This window comes from Campylobacter sp. JMF_14 EL1, assembly GCF_027737585.1.
In the GTDB taxonomy this organism is placed as follows: Bacteria; Campylobacterota; Campylobacteria; order Campylobacterales; family Campylobacteraceae; genus Campylobacter_B.
The window spans coordinates 286,566-304,106 of the sequence record NZ_JAOVTW010000001.1; the positions used below are offsets into that span (position 1 = coordinate 286,566).

The following is a 17,541-nucleotide window of genomic DNA, read 5'->3' on the forward strand; positions in this document are numbered from 1 at the left end:
TTTAGCCGATTTGTGCTGCGACTTCTGCTGCGAAGTCATCGACTTTTTTCTCTAAGCCCTCGCCTACTTCGAAGCGGACATATTTTACGATTTCGATTTTGCCACCGAGTTTCTCGGCTGTCTCAGCCACTACTTGCTCGATAGTTTTTTTATCGTCCATTACGAAAAATTGTCCCATAAGCGTAAGTCTTTGGTCGATTTGAGTATTATCAGCGATAAATCTGTCGATTTGACCTGGGATAATCTTGTCCCAAATTTGCTCAGGTTTGTTTTGTTTTTTAAGTTCTGCTTTTAAATTCTCAGTCTCAGTCGCCAAAACTTCATCAGTGATTTGAGCGCGTGAGCCATATACTGGGATTTTGTGCAAAGGTTTGCCTAGTCTTACTCTCTCTTCATTGTCTTTTTCTAACTCGCCCACAAGTGCTGCGAATTCTTTTTCGATAAATTCTTTATCCAAATCTTTGTAGCTAATAACGCTTGGTTTCATAGCTGCTGCGTGCATGCAAAGGTTGCGGATTAGATCTTTTGCACCTTCGGCAGTTTTTTCGCTATCGCAAGCAGCAGCGATGATGACGCCCACACGGCTGTTTGAGTGCAAGTATCCTTGGACTACGCCATTTGCGCCAGCTTTGACGGTTTCAAATCTGCGAACAACCAAATTTTCGCCGATTGTTGCGATTTGAGTTTTTAGGTGATCTTCGAATTTCACGCCGTCGATTACGCTCTCGTTTAGCGCTTCTACTGTTTCAATGCTATTTTTTTGGACATGAATAGTGATATTTTTAACCAAATCAATGAAATTTTGGTTTCTTGCGACGAAGTCAGTTTCTGAATTTACCTCGCTGATTGTTGCAGCGTTGCCATTTACTTCGACACATACTAGACCTTCGCTAGCTAGGCGATCTGCTTTTTTAGCAGCTTTGCCTAGACCTTTTTCACGCAATAAATCTACGGCTTTTTCCATATCGCCGTTTGTTTCAACTAATGCTTTTTTGCAGTCCATCATACCTGCGCCAGTGCTTTCGCGCAGTTCTTTTACCATTTGTGCTGAAATTTCCATTATTCTGCGTCCTCTGCTGTTTCGAAATCTTCTTCGCTCATCGCTTCTTCTACGATTTCGTCTTTTTCTGCTTGACTAACTGGTTCGCCACCTTCGCCCTCTACGCTGTCTTGATCACGCAATGCTTTTCCTTCATTGATAGCCTCAGCCATTTCTTGGCAGAAAAGTTGAACGCTTCTAATAGCGTCATCATTGCCCGGAATTGGGAAATCTACAACATCAGGATCGCAGTTTGTATCAAGTGGCGCTACAACAGGGATTTTTAGTCTGTTTGCTTCTGCTACGGCGATTTTTTCTTTTACTACATCGATAACAAAAATCATATCAGGCAAGCTTTTCATATTGCGAATTCCGCCTAGATATTGCTCTAATTTCTCTTTTTTGCGGCGTAGCATTAGGGCTTCTTTTTTTGTTAGAAGGTTGATTGAGCCGTCTTCTTCCATAGCTTCGATGACTTCTAGTTTGCGGATTGATTGTTTGATAGTGCTGAAATTTGTTAGCATACCGCCTAACCAGCGATGATTTACAAATGGCATTCCGCATTTTTCAGCATATTCACGCAAAGTCGCACCTGCTTGTTTTTTAGTGCCGACAAATAGCACTGTTTTGCCCTCGGCCGCTGCATCGCGAACGACATTGTAAGTGTAGCGGAAGTAGCGGATAGTTTTTTGCAAATCTATGATATAGATACCTTTTCTCTCGCCGAAAATGAATTTCTTCATTTTTGGGTTCCAGCGGCGTGTTTGGTGACCAAAATGAACGCCACATTCTAATAAATCTCTCATTGTAACCATGAGTTTTCTCCTTGTGGGACTAGCCCGAAATTTAGTTTCTTCCTCCGCATTCCTTAACAAATTTGCTTTTTGTTTGACAAATTCGCAACTAAATAAGGAATAAATGCGTGTGAAATGAAGCTGTGATTTTACTAAATTTGGACTTAATTTAAGATAAATTTTAGTATTTTTGTTTGTTTGTCATTGTGAGACCGTAGGGTGGGCATTTGCCCACCAAATTGTGCATTTATTAAATTTTAGGCTTAACAGATAAAAATACGAGTTAAATTTTATCATTTAATCTTTTACTTAACATTATGGTGGGCAAGGATGCCTACCCTACGATACTTTAATATCTACCAAATGGCTTAAATTCAGATATATTTTTACTTTTTAATATATTTTCAAATTTATTTATTTCATACTCGTCAAACAAATAATAACTAATTTGAAAACTTTTTACCAAAAATAAGAATTTATATTTTTTCGAATTTATTATGAAAGATTTTATCAAAGGTGGTCTATCAAAATAAAGATACTGTTTTATATCGCTATAATAGAGTATTGATTGCCAAAACAAACACTTAATTATCAAGTAGTCGTCATAGCAAATAATTTCTAGAATTGAAAAAAAATATAGGTAAAAAAATAGCGCAAGTAAAATTAGAAATATTGCACCAAGTCTTAATTCATTTGCAAAAATACCATATAGCGAAAGAAAAGACATTAAAACAAACCACGAATACCAATAGATTATATGAATCTTAGATTTTGTATTTTTTAATCTTCTTAAAACTAAAATAGGTTTTCTTTCGCTATTCATTAATTATTCTCCAAAAAAACAAATCCGCAGAAACGACCGGTTTCACGCTCTCGGCGATATGAGTAAAGCGAATTTTCGCAGTGAGTGCAAAATTTGCTAAATGCGAATTTTTTTATGCCAAGTTCGTTCAATTCGGCTTTTAAAGCTAAATTCATATCAAATTTATCGCCACGCTTAAAGGCGTTAAATTCGCCCAAATCCAAATTTCCCACTTCGTAGCACTCGCCCCTTATATTTGCCCCCACGATTACGCTTAAATCGCAAATTTTCGAGCCGTAAATTTCGCTCATTTTAAGGGCTGTTTTGGTTACGATTTTTTGCGTAATCCCGGCTCTGCCAGCGTGAACGACGCCCACGGCGCCGTTTTTCTCATCAAAAAGTAGCACAGGCGAACAATCCGCCACCATTACGCAAAGCCCCACGCCACGCAAATTCGTAACCAAAGCATCGCACTCGGGGAAAATTTTCATAAATTCACTTTGCAAATTTTCACTTTTAAATTCGCCAAATTCAAAAAATTTATCAAATTTCGCCCCAAATTCAGCCATAAATTTTTCATCTACAACGCAAATTTTATCACTATGGATTTGGTTCATAAAGATTAAATTTCGCAAAGGCAAACCCAGCAAATTTGCCAGTTTAAAACGATTTTTTAGCACATTTTCAAATTTATCGCCAACATGAAAAGCAAGGTTAAATTCGCCAAATTTTCCCAAATTTTCGCCGTTCAAATTTTTCGGCGCAGTATCCTTAAAAATTGCGTTAGCTAAACCAAATTTATCGGTAAAGCCGAATTTAAAGGCATTTAGTAAAGGCTTGAAATCAAATTCACCTGATCCCACGACAAACTCTCTTTTTTCTCGCCCACAAAGCCCAAAATTCGCGCTGCGTATCTTGCGAGCAAATCGGTTTCGACATTTACTTTTCGCCCCGTTTTAAACTCACCAAATAGCGTATCTTTCATAGTTTGCGGGATTATCGTTAGGCGAATTCCACGCTCTAAAACTTCATTTATGGTTAAACTCACACCATCAATCGCCACGGAGCCTTTATTTGCGACAAACGGCATTAAATTTTTTGGCAAATTTATAAAAAAATCATATCCGCTTTTTAGCTTTGTGATTTTTGTGATTTCGCCCACGCCGTCGATATGCCCTTGCACCAAATGCCCGTCGATTCGCTCTCCTAAACGCATAGCAGGTTCGATATGCACTCTGCCTCTGAAATTTTGCGTTGCGATGAGTGCGGCGGTTTCGCTCGAAATCTCCACGACAAAGCCGTCAGCTAAAATTTGCGTTACGCTCAAACACGCGCCGTTTATAGCGATACTATCGCCGATACGCTCAGGGCGAAATTTAGCGCGAATTCGAAGCGAATTTCCGCTGAAACTAGCAACTTCGGCGATTTCCCTAATTAGTCCGTTAAACATTTTTTCTCCAAAATTTTTGCGAAATTTTACAAAAAACAGCTTAAATTCGCAAATTTATATCCTAAACCCAAGCGAAGAAACAAGCGCCATATCGCCTTTTATGCTATCCCCTGTGGTGGTGAGAAAATCCCCCGTAATCGCCGAATTTACGCCGGAATTTAGCGCTTTTTCGATACTTTTACCTAGCTTTACTCGTCCGCCAGCAAAACGCAGATAAACGCGTGGTAAAATAAAGCGATACACGGCGATTGAGCGTAAAATTTCTTCTTCGCTAAGCGGAGCGCAGTTTTGAAGCGGAGTGCCTAAAATCGGCATTAAAATGTTTATCGGCACGGAGCTTACGCCAAGTGAGCGCAACTCAAACGCCATATCTATGCGGTCTTCCACGCTCTCGCCAAGCCCAAAAATCCCGCCGCTACACACATCAAGCCCGACAGCGTGGCAGTTTTTGATAGTTTGCACTCTATCATCATAGCTGTGCGTGGTGCAAATTCGCGGATAAAACCTGCGTGAAGTCTCTAAATTATGATGATAGGTTTTCACGCCACTATCTTTTAGCTTTTGCAAAGCTTCTTTTGAAGCAAGCCCAAACGAAGCGCAAAGGTGCAAATTCGTCTGCTCTCTTAGCGCACGATAAATTTGCTCGATTTTTGGCATATCTTTGTCATTTTCGCTTATCCCGCGACCACTGGCAACGAGCGAAAAGCGATGAACTTTTGCCTTTTCGTTTTGCCCTGCCATTTGCAAAACGGGCGCAGGGTTCAAAAGCGAGTAAGTTTCGCAACCTGTTTTAAAATGCGCAGACTGGGCGCAGTATTTGCAATCCTCCGAGCATTTGCCAGAACGCGCATTTATAATCGAGCAAAAATTAAACTCATCGCCACAGCAAATTTGCCTAATCTCATTTGCCGTGCTCAAAAGTGCGTCCAAATCGCTAGTTTTGGCTAAATTTAACGCTTCATTTTTGCTTAAACTCTCAGTGGCGATAGCCTTGTTTTTCATCTCGTTTATAAAATTTAAATCGCTCATAAAAGCTCCAAATTTCGAAATTTCAATGATTATAAATTTGATTAAATTAAAAAAGCCTGACGCGAGGGGGACGCGCCAGGCTAGAATTGATTAAAAAGGGGGATTATTTTTTGCTTTCGATGAAATCAGCCAATGCTGCGATTGACTCGTCATCTAGTGTTGCGACTTGGCCTTTCATTACGCCAGCCATGCCGTATTTGCCCTTACCGCCGTCGCCGACAGTGCCTTCTTTGTAGCCTTTGACGCTAGCGATAATATCGTCTTTTGCAAGTGTGTTTAGCGCTGGAACTTTACCGCCTAGGTAAGGTTTGTCAGCGTTTGCGCCGTGGCATGCTGCGCATTTTTTGAATAGCGCCTCTCCGTCAGCAGCAAAAGCACTTGAACTAATTGCCGCCAATGCAGCACATGCGATGAAAACTTTTTTCATTTTCGATCCTTTCAGTTAAATTGCGTGTGAAGTATAATCTAAATTTTGTAAATTAAAATTAAATTTTTATCAAAGAAAAATTAATCCGACAAAATTTAAACCAAAATTTCAGCGAATTTGCGAAATTTCGCCCCCGCTCATTTTATAAATTTTATCTGCCACGCCGAAATATTTATCATCGTGGCTTATCGCAAATATCGTGTATCCGCGCTCTTTGAGCCTTGGGATTATGCACTCGTAAAAGTGCGCGCGAAAGTGCGGGTCTTGATCTGCTGCCCACTCATCGAGCATAATAAATTTGCGCCCCTCGCTAAGCGCAGCCGCGAGTGCTAGGCGTTTGCGCTGACCTGCGGAGAGATTTGTGGTGCTAAATTTGCCCCCTTCGATACTGACCTTTTGCGAAATTTCCATGATTTCGAGCCACTCGCGCGCAGTGTTTTCATCGCCCACGATATAATCAAACAGATAAAAATCGCTAAAAACCGCGCTTATGTTATTACTATATGCGCGAAGCTCATCGGCGCATATAGCGCACTCATCGGCGCGTATTTCGCCACTTTGCGCGCCATAAAGTCCTGATAAAATCATAAACAGCGTCGATTTGCCGCTGCCGTTTTCGCCGACTAGAAACACGACCTCGCCCGAATTTATGGCTAAATTTAGATTTTTCACGCCAAATTTGCCATTTTTATAGGTAAAACTTACATTTTTTAATTCGAGTTTTTGCCACGCAGGCAAATTTTTTATTTCAAATCCCGCCACATGCGGATCTAGCCCTAATTCCTCGATTTTTTGGTAAGCGATTTTGGCGCGCAAAATGCTTGGGAAAGAGAAAACGAGCATCATTAGTGGCGCGCGCAAAAATAGTATCGTAAGCGCGATTGTTACGGCATTTGCGAGGGCCTGAGCGCCACCATTTAGCCCCCAAAACAGCACCACGCCCACAGCTCCTAGCATCATCACGCTCATAAAATTCCCCGCAAATGCCTGATAAACCTGCGCTTTTAGCGAGGTTTGGCGCAGATTGTTTGCGTTTGGGATAAACTCGTTTTCGTAAAGATAGCGCGCTTTTTTTATGTTTAGCGAAAGCTCCTTGTGCCCCTCAATCGCCTTAGAATAGTTCTTGTAAAGCTCGTCCTCGTTTTTGCGGTAAGCGTCGAAATTTTGCATTACTTTGCGCATGATTAGCTGGTTTAAAATCATCAGCGCGCCGATCCACACGAACAAAAACAAAAACATTTTCGGCGAAATGTAAATCGTATAAATTCCAGCGAACACGACCGTCATACCGCCCTGGATTAGCTCGCTAATGCGCATAAATCCGTCAGTCAGGCGCGAAATATCAGAGCTTAGCGACGCCAGCAAATTCGCCTTTGACGCGGCCTCAATGCGCTCAAATTTCGTATCGATTATCTGTTTGATGACCTTTGAGCGCAGGTTGAAGACGAAGTTGTTTTCAATCACGCAAAGCACGGCGCGCGAAGCGACCGAGAGAGCCAAAAACAGCACCAAAAGCCCAAAAAACATAAAAATTAGCGAGGTCGTTTTCTCGCCCTCGCCTAGCAAATATTTGTTGATAAACGCCAAAATCGCGATTCCAGCGCCACTATAAACGGCATTAAAGATAATCATTAGCAAAATTTGCTTGCCAAAACCTTTGTAGTGTTTCAAAATTTTGTCCTTAAATTTGTTTAATCGCAGAATTTAAGCACAAAAAATTTTATAAATTTTAAATTTGGAAAATTTGAAATTTTAAAATTTGGCATTTCGCTAGCGCAACCCCCAAACACTGCCCCGAAATTGCAAAGAAATGCGAAGCATTTCAGTAAAAATAAAACCAGCTAAATTTAAAGCGAAGCTTTAAATTTAGCTGGTTTTAAGGTTTTACAGGGGTGGGGGTTGGTAAGGGGGAGGGTAGCGTCTCCTAAAAAGCGCGCCCTCCCCCTTACAAAGAATTTCAAAATTTCGCTTAAAATTTAAAAAATCGTTCAATGCTAAATTTAAGTAGAATTTTGCTCTAAATTTTTCTGGATTGCTTCGAATTTGCTACGCAAATTCTCGCAATGACAGATTAGGCAAAATTTACGCTTTATTTGTCGCCTTTTTAATAACAAATTTAGCGTAAATTTCGCTATTTTTTCCCGCGCATTTTGATATAAATGTGCAAAATATCAATCGCGGCAGGTGTTACACCTGAAATCTCGCTTGCAGCAAATAGCGTCGGCGGGGCAAATTTTTCTAGCTTTTCGACCACTTCATTGCTAAGTCCGCTAACCGCGCGAAAATCGAAGTCCTCAGGGATTTTCACACTTAGCATATCCTTCATTTTATCAATGCTGGCGCGCTGTTCGGCAATGTAGTGTTTGTATTTGCACTCGACTAAAATTTGCTCCAAACTCTCATCGCAAAATCCCGCAAAAATCGGGTCAAGCGACTTTAATTTCTCTTTTGTAAAGCTCTTTCTAGCTACGATTTTTTGCAAGCTTACATTTTGGCTTATCGGCTCTTCGCCAAGCTCAGATAAAAACGCCAAATTTGCCTTGTTTGGCGTGAGTTCTTTGGCCTCTAAAAGCTCCACGCCAGCCCTCGTCTCGCCCTCAATCTTGCAAATTTTGCTATAAATTTCATCATCAATCAGCCCTATTTCATGCCCGTATTTGCCAAGGCGCAAAATCGCGTTATCCTCGCGCAAAAGTAGCCTAAACTCGGCGCGCGAAGTAAACATTCTGTATGGCTCTTTCGTACCTTTGGTGACCAAATCATCAATCAGCACGCCGATATAGGCCTCATCACGGCGCAAGATTAGCGGCTCTTTGGCGCGTACGGCAAGACCAGCATTAATGCCTGCCATAAGCCCCTGCGCCCCAGCCTCCTCGTAGCCTGTGGTGCCATTAATCTGTCCGCCAAGATACAGCCCCGAGACCTTTTTGCACTCCAAAGAGTGTTTGAGCTCAGTTGGATCGACATAGTCGTATTCGATAGCGTATCCTGGGCGCACGATTTTGGCGTTTTCAAAGCCCTTAATCGAGCGGATAAAGCTAACTTGCACATCGTAAGGCAGCGAAGTCGAAAGTCCATTGACATAATACTCGCTAGCCTGCGCAGTCTGGGGCTCGACGAAGACATGGTGGCGCTCGCGATCTGGAAATTCGTAAATTTTGGTTTCTATGCTAGGGCAATACCTTGGTCCCGTGCTTGAAATTTGCCCAGTAAACATCGGCGCGCGGGCGAAATTTGAGCTGATTATCTCGTGGGTTTTTTCGTTTGTGTAGGCGATGTAGCATGGAAGCTGATTTGGCGCGAAATTTTCGGTGCGGAAGCTAAATGGCTTTGGATTTTCGTCGCCGTCTTGACGCTCCAAGACGCTAAAATCAATTGTTTTTGCGTCAATTCTAGGGCAGGTGCCGGTTTTGAGCCTGCCCATTTTTAGCCCGAAAGATTTGAGCGAATTTGAGAGATTTTTCGATGGTAATTCGCCCACGCGCCCCGCTTCTATGGTGCTTTCGCCCACATGCACAAGGCCGTTTAAAAATGTGCCAGTGGTGATGACGACCTTTTTGGCGGTGTATTCGTTGCCAAGGTGGGTTTTCACGCCTCGCACGATGATTTCATCACCACGATTTTCGCTTAAAATTTCGGTTGCAATCTCTTGCGTGAGCTCCAAATTTGGTGTGTTTAAAAGCAAATTTCGCATATAAATGCGGTATTTATCCATATCGATTTGCGCGCGCGAACCACGCACAGCTGGGCCTTTGCTCTCGTTTAGTATGCGAAATTGAATACCGCACTCATCGGTGGTGCGCCCCATTTGACCGCCAAGAGCGTCGAGTTCTTTGACTAAATGCCCTTTGGCAAGACCGCCGATTGCGGGATTACAGCTTGCAGCGCCTAATTGCTCAACTAAAATCGTAATCAAAAGTGTGCGCACGCCCATTTTCGCGCTTGCTAGCGCAGCCTCGATTCCAGCGTGTCCGCCGCCTATAACTATCACATCATAATTCATATTTTTCCTTTAAAATTTTGCGTGCGATAGTATCAAAAACTCTATGAAATTTTGGTAAAATTGAGCTTTTAAAATTTAAAAAGGATTGAAAATGAGCGAGAAAATTTTTAATAAAATCGTTGAAATTTTAGAGGCTAACGGGGCAAAATTTCGCGTCGTAACTCACGATAGCGTAGGCACTAGCGCAGAGGTTGCCAAAGTAAGAGGCACCGAGCTTGGACAGGGCGCAAAGGCTCTAATTTGCACCCTAAAAGGTGGCGGAGAAAAAATCTATGCCCTAGCCGTGCTTCCAGCCGATATGCAAGCGGATTTGAGCGCGCTTTCACGGGCATTTGAGCGAAACCGCGCTTCGCTAGTATCCCCAGCAGAGGGGTTGGAGCTAAGTGATTGCGTTTTTGGCTCTGTGCCGCCGTTTAGCTTCCACGAAAAGCTAGTTTTAGTCTGCGACCCTGCGCTTTTTACGCGTTACGATGAGATTGCCTTTAACGCAGGCTTGCTCGATCACTCGGTGATTTTAAACGCAAAAGATTATCAAAAAATCGCAAATCCAAAACTGGTAAAATTCGCTAAATTTGGCGAAAATTTAGGCTAAATTTTCCAATAAAATAGAAGAATTTTAAAAATAATAAGATTTGAAAAATTTAAAAAAGGGGCAAAATTTGCCCCTTGTGATTATTCTTCGCTAACTTTTTTGAGTTTGAAAAATAGTAGCAAGATAACGATAGTGCCGATGATACCAGCCGCTGTCGCGATAGTCATAGGCATATTAAAGCCGATTTTCGCATTTACAAGGTAAGCGATTACGACATTTGACATAAAGATTGCTGGGATCAAAGTAACCCAGAAGAATTTACCTCTGCGGTATAGGTAGGCTGACGCTGCCCATAGCATGATAGTCGCAGTTGTTTGGTTTGCCCAACCAAAATATCTCCAAATGATACCAAAGTCGATTTGAGATAGACCGATACCGATAGCAAATAGCGGAACGGCAATGAAAAGTCGTTTTACGATATCTCTTTGTGGCATTTTGAAAAAATCGGCGATAATCAAACGAGCCGCACGGAACGCAGTATCGCCAGATGTGATAGGCAAAATAACGACACCAAGAACCGCAATGATACCACCAACAGGTCCAAGAAGTGTTTTTGAGATCTCATGGACTACTTGTGCTGGGTTACCAGCTGCTGCAAGAGCCTCTCTGGTCTCATAGAAGCTTAGACCAAGTGTGCACCAAATAAGGCCAATAATACCCTCACCAATCATTGCGCCGTAGAAAACCATTCTACCTGATTTTTCGTTTTGGATACATCTAGCCATAAGTGGTGATTGTGTAGCGTGGAAGCCTGAAAGCGCACCACAACTAATAGTAACGAAAAGCAATGGCCATAGTGGAAGGTCTTTTGGATCCATATTTACGAAGAAATTTAGACCCTCTGGATAGAAGCTTCTGCCGCTGACGATAAATCCGACAGTAAGACCAACTGACATGAAAATCAGCAAGGCACCGAATATCGGATAAAATCTACCGATGATTTTATCGATTGAAAATAGTGTCGCGATAAAGTAGTAAGCAAAAATGATGATTACCCAAATACCAGCTTCCATACCTGTAATGCCTTTAAGAAGACCAGCAGGACCAGTTGTAAAAACAACACCAACGAGCACGAGCAATACAAGAGCGAAAATGTTCATGAAGTGTTTCGCCCAGTTTCCTAACTGCACACCTACGACGGTAGGGATAGAAGCACCGTTTGCGCGCACGCTTAACATACCAGAAAAGTAGTCATGCACAGCACCTGCTACAATCGTTCCGATGACGATCCATAGCATAGCCACAGGACCATAAAGCGCACCCATAATCGGACCAAATACAGGTCCAAGACCGGCGATGTTTAGGATTTGGATCAGATAGATTTTCCAATCTGACATTTTGACATAATCCACGCCATCGGCCATGTCATGCACAGGAGTTTTGCGCTCAGCACTGGCACCAAAAACACTTTCTACGAATTTTCCGTATGTAAAAAACGCTCCAATCAGAAGCGCTACACAAAAGAAAAACCAAAGCATTTTTCCTCCTCGAAAAAGAATTCAAAACAAAAAAAATTGTTTGTAAAATTGTATATAATGTTACATAAATTTAATTTGAATTTATGTAATATTTACAAATAATATTGCTTAAAATTTGGAAAAAATGTGATTTTTATGTGATTTTTATATGATTTTGTTAATGAGTAAATTTGAAATAGTAAATTTGAATAAAATTTATGGTGCGACCAGCGAGATTTGAACTCGCACACGCGAAGCGCACTACCCCCTCAAGATAGCGTGTCTACCAATTCCACCATGGTCGCATGAAAGAGCCCGCGAAAGTGCGGGCGAGTGATTACGCAGCTGCTTTTGTAAGAGCGTCTGTAACAAAAGGATTAGCGAAAAGCAAGATAAATGCGATAACAAGCGCATAAATAACTTGTGCTTCGATCATCGCTAGCGAAATATACATTGTAGTTGATAGTTTGCTAGCTACGCTTGGGTTGCGAGCGATACCAAGGATTGTTGCATTAGCTGCATTACCCATACCAACAGCGCCACCAAGAGCGGCAAAACCAAGAACGATACCAACAGCGATTGCTGAGTATGATACGATTTGAGTATAAGCGCTAAGCTCCTCACCTGCGAATGCTGCGCCACAAAGCGCGAAAAGTAAAACCAAAACTTTTTTCATAAAAGTCTCCAAAATAAAATTTCAAAACGCCTTTCGGATCTGTCCCCTACTAAGAACATTTTGAGTGCGGTATTCTAGTGAAATTTTGCTTTTAATTAGTTTAAAAAAGTGGCAAAATTCGCCCAAATTTCGCCACTTTATGAATTTTATTTTTTCGAAGCTAAATATGTATTTAATGCGCCGACATAAGCCTTGGCTGAGGCTAGCATTGTATCGACATCAAGCCCATGCCCCATAATCGCGCCAGTGCCCTCAAATTCGACCTTAACGGTTACTTTGGCAAGAGCATCTTTGCCTTTGGATACAGCCTTGACTTGATAATCTTTGAGCTCGCCACTAACCTTGCTTATGCGATCAATCGCTTTAAAAATCGCATCGACCCCACCATTTCCAAGCGCGCTATCGCTTAGCAAAATTTCATCGTGATTTAGCGTGACAGCCGCGCTTGCGTGGCCTTTGTTGCAGCCATTTGAGCTAAGAAGCGCGATCTCGTAAGCTTTGGTTTTCGCGCCCATAAATTCGTCATTTACAAGCTCTCTTAAATCCTCATCATAGACATCTTTTTTGCTATCGGCTAAAATTTTAAATTTCTCAAACGCCACTTGCAACTGCGCCTCGTCTAACTCATAGCCAAGGGATATTAATTTGTCCTTGAAAGCGTGGCGTCCGCTGTGTTTGCCAAGCACGAGAGAGTTTTTATCCAGCCCGATATCATCAGCCTTCATAATCTCGTAAGTTTCGCGGTGTTTTAAAACGCCGTCTTGGTGGATTCCGCTTTCGTGCGCGAAGGCGTTTTTGCCCACGATTGCCTTATTTGGTTGCGGTTCGATGCCTGTGATACTTGCGACTAGACGGCTTGATGGATAAATTTCTTTGAAAATTATATCCGTATAAAGTGGCGAGAAATGGTCATTTCTAGTTTTTACGACCATTGCAATCTCTTCGAGCGCAGTATTTCCAGCCCTCTCGCCAAGGCCATTTATGGTGCATTCGACTTGGCGCGCGCCAGCTTCAATGCACGCTAGTGTGTTTGCTGTGGCAAGTCCTAAATCGTTGTGATTGTGAGCTGATACTATCGCTCTACCATCTATAAATTCGACCATTTCTTTAAAAATCGCGTAAATTTCATTTGGCAAGCGATATCCCACGGTATCTGGTAAATTTATCGTAGTTGCGCCCACGCCGATAACCGCCTCGCAAATTTCCTTCATAAAGCCCACATCGCTTCTGCACGCATCCTCGCAACTAAACTCCACATCATCTGTGAAAGTCTTCGCGTATTGCACAGCCGCAACTGCGCGTTTGATGACCTCATCAGGCTTCATTTTTAGCTTAAATTCCATGTGAATCGGGCTAGTGGCGATGAAGGTGTGTATGCGCTGAAATTTCGCTGGCGCGATAGCCTGCGCTGCGGCCTTGATATCGTTTTCGAGCGCGCGAGATAGCGAACAAACCCTAATCTTACTAGTAGCCTTTGCGATTTGATTAATCGCGTCGAAATCCCCCGGACTAGCCGCTGCAAACCCAGCCTCGATAACATCGACGCCGAGTTTTTCTAATTGGAGTGCAAGGCGGATTTTTTCTTCTGTATTCATCGAAGCGCCCGGGCTTTGCTCGCCGTCGCGCAATGTCGTATCAAAAATAATAATTTTATTTTTATCCATAACCTACCCTTTCATTTGATAAAATTTGGCGATTATAGCAATTTTAGGCTTAAATTTAGTTGGAATTGATAAATTTTATTATTTAGTTCTCTTTGCTTTGTTTGTTAAATTTAACCCCGATAAGCGTTAGCCCCGCGCGCACTAGCCCGTATCCTATGTATAGCAAAATGATAAATGCAGGGAATTCGAGTTTGAAAAGATACAGACACGAAAAAAACACAACAATGAGCAAAACCAAAATTTTAATCGCATTTGGCCGTTTTAAATTTATCTTTTTAAAGCTTGGGAAGCGGATATTACTAACCATTAAAAACGACAAAATTGCCATGCCGATGATAAATACGCCACCCCACACAGACGAAACCTCGTATTTGAGGTAAATCCCAATCCACACAGCAATCGTAATAGCCGCAGTTGGGATCGGCAGACCGATGAAAACATTTGGCTCGTAGGTGCCCACAGTGACATTAAATCTCGCTAGCCTCACAGCGCCAAAAATCACATACAGCGCGCTAATTAGCGTGCCAACCTGCCCATAATCCTTACCGATGACGAAATAAAACAGCACCGCTGGCGCCACGCCAAACGCCACTATATCAGCAAGGCTGTCAAATTCTACGCCAAATTTGCTCGTCGTGTGCGTAAGCCTTGCCACGCGCCCGTCAAGTCCGTCAAAAATCAAAGAAAAAATTATATACGCAATCGCGCTAGCATAATGGCCGTTTATCGAAGCAAAAATGCTAAGCATAGCCAAAAATATACTAGCCGCGGTGAAAAGATTTGGCAAAATATATACTAATTTTCCTCTTTCTTCTTCCATTTTACGCCTCTTCTTCTGAATTTTCTTTGGCTAAATTTCGCACCAAACGCGTCGGCAAATTGTTTTCTTTTTCAAATTTATCGATAATCTCCACGATAACCTCGCCAGCGACGGTCTCTTTTTCATACAGAGTTTTTACCATTTCCTCGATTGCAGGCGCATAAACTCGCAAGGTCTCTTTCACAGCTTTGTAGCGTTCATCGAGCTTTGTGCGGACATAGTTGTCGATTTTTACCGCTGTTTCCTCGCTGTAATCCTTAATGCTCTGACCGCCGTTTAAAAACGAATATTGCTGTTTTTCAAGCACGATTAAGCCTAGCTCGTCTGTCATACCGACCTTAGCCGCCATAAATTTTAGCCAATCAGTCGCGCGCTGTAAATCGTTACTAGCCCCGTCTGTAATCTCGCCCAAAAAGACCTCCTCGGCCGCCCTACCAGAGAGTAAAACATCGATTTCAGCGAAAATTTCATATCTTTGGTGCAAAAATCTATTTTCAAACGGCGAATTTAGCGTATATCCAGCCGCACCAAGCCCGCGCGGCACAATCGTAACCTTGCTAACTGGCATTGCGCCTTTGGTAAGCTCGGCGATGAGCGCATGACCGCTCTCGTGGTAAGCGACGATTTTTTTCTCCACAGGATTGACACGGCGCGATTTTTTTTCTAGTCCTATCGCCACGCGCTCAATTGCTTCGAGCAGGTCTTTTTGCTCGACCTCTTTTTTCGCCTCACGACCTGCTAAAAGCGCGGCTTCGTTTATGATATTTGCCAAATCCGCTCCCGCAAAACCCACAGTTAGCCTAGCAATCTCTTCAATGTCGATATCACGGGCAAATTTGACATCTCTCATATGCACCTTTAAAATCGCGATTCTGCCGTCATAATCAGGTCTATCGACCAAAACCTGCCTATCAAATCTACCAGGACGCAAAAGCGCAGCGTCAAGCGTCTCTGGGCGGTTTGTCGCTGCTAGGACGATGACTGGGCTAGACTCTGTGCCAAAGCCGTCCATTTCTGCCAAAAGTTGATTTAGGGTCTGCTCTCTCTCGTCGTTTCCACCGCCGATCCCGCCTGAATTTCTACTTTTTCCAATCGCGTCAATCTCATCAATAAAAACAATCGCAGGTGCTTGTTTTTTGGCTGTTTCAAACAAATCTCTAACCCTACTTGCGCCCACGCCCACAAACATCTCTATAAAGCTAGAAGCCGAAATCGAAAAAAACGGCACATCAGCCTCACCCGCAACTGCCTTTGCAAGCAGTGTCTTACCCGTGCCGGGAGGGCCTACGAGCAAGACGCCTTTTGGGATTTTCGCTCCCAAGCTTATGTATCGCTCAGGGTTTTTGAGGAAATCGACTATCTCTTTGACCTCTTCTTTGGCCTCTTCGACACCGGCGACATCGCTAAATTTGACATTTGGCTTCTCTGCGCTCATTAAATTTTTCGAACTGCCGATTCCTAGCATACCGCTACCCATATTTTTTTGCATACGATTGGCCAAAAACATCCAAATTCCAAAGAAAATCACAAGCGGTAAAACCCAGCTAAAAAGCAAATCCGTGAGTAAATTTGTTTCGTTATATGCGCCATAAGGGATATTTCTGCTCTCCAAAATACTCACAAGCTCGTTATCATCGACCCTTTGAGCCACATACATTGTATCGCCACTTTGGGCTTTTATCGTGGTTTTGCCGATAGAAACCATCGAAATTTGAGCTGTTTTAAGCTGTGATTTTAGCTCTGAGTAGCTGACATTTCTAGTCTGTCCCACGCCTAAATTTCCAAGGGTCGCACCCTCGCCAAAACCGCCACCATTTGGGCTAATTGCCCTAAAAATCACAATTAAAATCAGCGCAAAAACCACAAACATACCAATAGGATTTTTGTTGAAAAAATTTCCTCCGCCGTTTTGTTGATTTTTGTTATTTTGATTATTCATTTTCACCTTTCTCATAAACAAAGCTACACCACTCGTTTTTTTGCTCCATTTTCACGAAGCGCAAATCCGAAAATGCAGATTTTATTCTATCTTTGTAATTTTCTAAAATTCCAGAAAGCACGAGGTGTGCGCCAGGATTTAGTGCGTTTTTCAAATCGCTGGCTAGTATCAAAATCACATCAGCGATTATGTTTGCTACGACTAAATCGTATTTTTCGCCCGCTCCTGCGATACTTCCTGTCCAAATTTTATCCAAGCTCACGCCGTTTTTTTGCGCATTTTGCACGCTAGCATCAGTGGCTTGCTCGTCAGTATCGCACGCGCTGACATTTGCGCCAAGCTTTTTCATCGCGATACTTAAAATTCCGCTTCCACAGCCCACATCAAGGGCTTTTGCGCCCTCTTTCGTAATCTCGCTTAAAATTTGCAAGCACATATTTGTGCTCTCGTGGTGCCCTGAGCCAAAGGCAAGTGCCGGGTCGATTAAAATATCTATTAGCCCTGCCCTGCTCTCACACCAGCTAGGGCGGACATAAAATTTACCCACCTCAATCGGCTCGACGCCCTTTTTATACTCGTTTATCCAATCTTGATTTTTCTTTTGCGAAATTTCGATTTCTAGCGAAATTTGCGCCCCTGTGGATTTTTGCAAAGCTTCTTTAAATTCGATTAGCGCGAATTTCACCATTTCTAGGCTATCTTCGTCGCGCACGATAAACTCGCCCTCGCGCTCTTCAATGCACGAAATCCCAAGCTCAAAGACAAAATCTTTGAAAAATTCCAAGCCGTTTTGGCTCTTTACACTCATTTCATTATAAAATTCTTTCATCTCAAACCTTAAAAGTCATT

15 protein-coding genes and 1 tRNA gene are annotated in these 17,541 nt (G+C 42.5%); 1 reads left to right on the plus strand and 15 read right to left on the minus strand.

Annotated elements, in window-relative coordinates:
• Position 1 precedes the first annotated feature (1 nt).
• The 8 genes from tsf to mnmG all read right to left on the minus strand — a co-directional run bounded on the left by tsf (position 2) and on the right by mnmG (position 9,544).
• On the minus strand, positions 2 to 1,060 hold the full coding sequence (gene tsf, locus OFN73_RS01420; RefSeq protein ID WP_270861912.1) for a translation elongation factor Ts: 1,059 nt from the start codon (positions 1,058 to 1,060) through the stop codon (positions 2 to 4).
• Positions 1,060 to 1,854, minus strand: a complete 795-nt coding sequence (rpsB, locus tag OFN73_RS01425; protein ID WP_270861913.1) for a 30S ribosomal protein S2 — start codon at positions 1,852 to 1,854, stop codon at positions 1,060 to 1,062. Before rpsB ends, tsf begins: the two co-directional genes overlap by 1 nt.
• Positions 1,855 to 2,655: 801 nt before the next feature.
• Entirely contained in the window at positions 2,656 to 3,498 is an 843-nt protein-coding gene (locus OFN73_RS01430) for a polyphenol oxidase family protein (RefSeq protein ID WP_270861914.1), read from the minus strand.
• Positions 3,462 to 4,085 carry a riboflavin synthase gene (locus OFN73_RS01435; protein WP_270861915.1) on the minus strand — a complete coding sequence of 208 codons (624 nt, stop codon included), beginning with the start codon at positions 4,083 to 4,085 and terminating at the stop codon, positions 3,462 to 3,464. Before OFN73_RS01435 ends, OFN73_RS01430 begins: the two co-directional genes overlap by 37 nt.
• 54 nt (positions 4,086 to 4,139) lie before the next feature.
• A complete protein-coding gene (gene bioB, locus OFN73_RS01440; protein ID WP_270861916.1) occupies positions 4,140 to 5,114 on the minus strand; it encodes a biotin synthase BioB in 975 nt (324 codons plus the stop codon).
• Between the two features lie 103 nt (positions 5,115 to 5,217).
• A complete protein-coding gene (locus tag OFN73_RS01445; RefSeq protein WP_270859129.1) occupies positions 5,218 to 5,541 on the minus strand; it encodes a c-type cytochrome in 324 nt (107 codons plus the stop codon).
• Positions 5,542 to 5,649: 108 nt separating this feature from the next.
• The gene (locus OFN73_RS01450; RefSeq protein ID WP_270861917.1) at positions 5,650 to 7,212 is read right to left on the minus strand and encodes a cyclic peptide export ABC transporter; all 1,563 of its coding nucleotides are present in this window, start codon (positions 7,210 to 7,212) and stop codon (positions 5,650 to 5,652) included.
• A gap of 460 nt (positions 7,213 to 7,672) precedes the next feature.
• Complete coding sequence (mnmG, locus tag OFN73_RS01455; protein ID WP_270861918.1) at positions 7,673 to 9,544, minus strand: tRNA uridine-5-carboxymethylaminomethyl(34) synthesis enzyme MnmG; 1,872 nt, start codon at positions 9,542 to 9,544, stop codon at positions 7,673 to 7,675.
• Between the two features lie 91 nt (positions 9,545 to 9,635).
• Between mnmG and OFN73_RS01460 the strand changes: the two genes are divergently transcribed.
• Positions 9,636 to 10,136 carry a YbaK/EbsC family protein gene (locus OFN73_RS01460; protein WP_270861919.1) on the plus strand — a complete coding sequence of 167 codons (501 nt, stop codon included), beginning with the start codon at positions 9,636 to 9,638 and terminating at the stop codon, positions 10,134 to 10,136.
• 80 nt (positions 10,137 to 10,216) lie between these two features.
• Here OFN73_RS01460 and OFN73_RS01465 read toward each other — a convergent pair whose 3' ends face one another.
• The 7 genes from OFN73_RS01465 to OFN73_RS01495 all read right to left on the minus strand — a co-directional run bounded on the left by OFN73_RS01465 (position 10,217) and on the right by OFN73_RS01495 (position 17,521).
• Positions 10,217 to 11,614: a carbon starvation CstA family protein gene (locus OFN73_RS01465; RefSeq protein ID WP_270861920.1), complete on the minus strand. Its 1,398-nt coding sequence runs from the start codon at positions 11,612 to 11,614 to the stop codon at positions 10,217 to 10,219.
• A 198-nt stretch (positions 11,615 to 11,812) separates the two neighbouring features.
• Positions 11,813 to 11,898: transfer RNA gene (locus OFN73_RS01470), tRNA-Leu, on the minus strand.
• A gap of 32 nt (positions 11,899 to 11,930) precedes the next feature.
• The gene (gene atpE / locus OFN73_RS01475; protein ID WP_270859398.1) at positions 11,931 to 12,269 is read right to left on the minus strand and encodes an ATP synthase F0 subunit C; all 339 of its coding nucleotides are present in this window, start codon (positions 12,267 to 12,269) and stop codon (positions 11,931 to 11,933) included.
• A 146-nt stretch (positions 12,270 to 12,415) separates the two neighbouring features.
• On the minus strand, positions 12,416 to 13,933 hold the full coding sequence (locus OFN73_RS01480) for a 2-isopropylmalate synthase (protein ID WP_270861921.1): 1,518 nt from the start codon (positions 13,931 to 13,933) through the stop codon (positions 12,416 to 12,418).
• Between the two features lie 82 nt (positions 13,934 to 14,015).
• The gene (gene pssA / locus OFN73_RS01485) at positions 14,016 to 14,753 is read right to left on the minus strand and encodes a CDP-diacylglycerol--serine O-phosphatidyltransferase (protein WP_270859396.1); all 738 of its coding nucleotides are present in this window, start codon (positions 14,751 to 14,753) and stop codon (positions 14,016 to 14,018) included.
• Position 14,754: 1 nt separating this feature from the next.
• The gene (ftsH, locus tag OFN73_RS01490) at positions 14,755 to 16,692 is read right to left on the minus strand and encodes an ATP-dependent zinc metalloprotease FtsH (RefSeq protein ID WP_270861922.1); all 1,938 of its coding nucleotides are present in this window, start codon (positions 16,690 to 16,692) and stop codon (positions 14,755 to 14,757) included.
• Positions 16,685 to 17,521 carry a 50S ribosomal protein L11 methyltransferase gene (locus OFN73_RS01495; RefSeq protein ID WP_270859394.1) on the minus strand — a complete coding sequence of 279 codons (837 nt, stop codon included), beginning with the start codon at positions 17,519 to 17,521 and terminating at the stop codon, positions 16,685 to 16,687. The genes ftsH and OFN73_RS01495 overlap by 8 nt, the downstream gene beginning before the upstream one ends.
• Between the last annotated feature and the right edge of the window lie 20 nt (positions 17,522 to 17,541).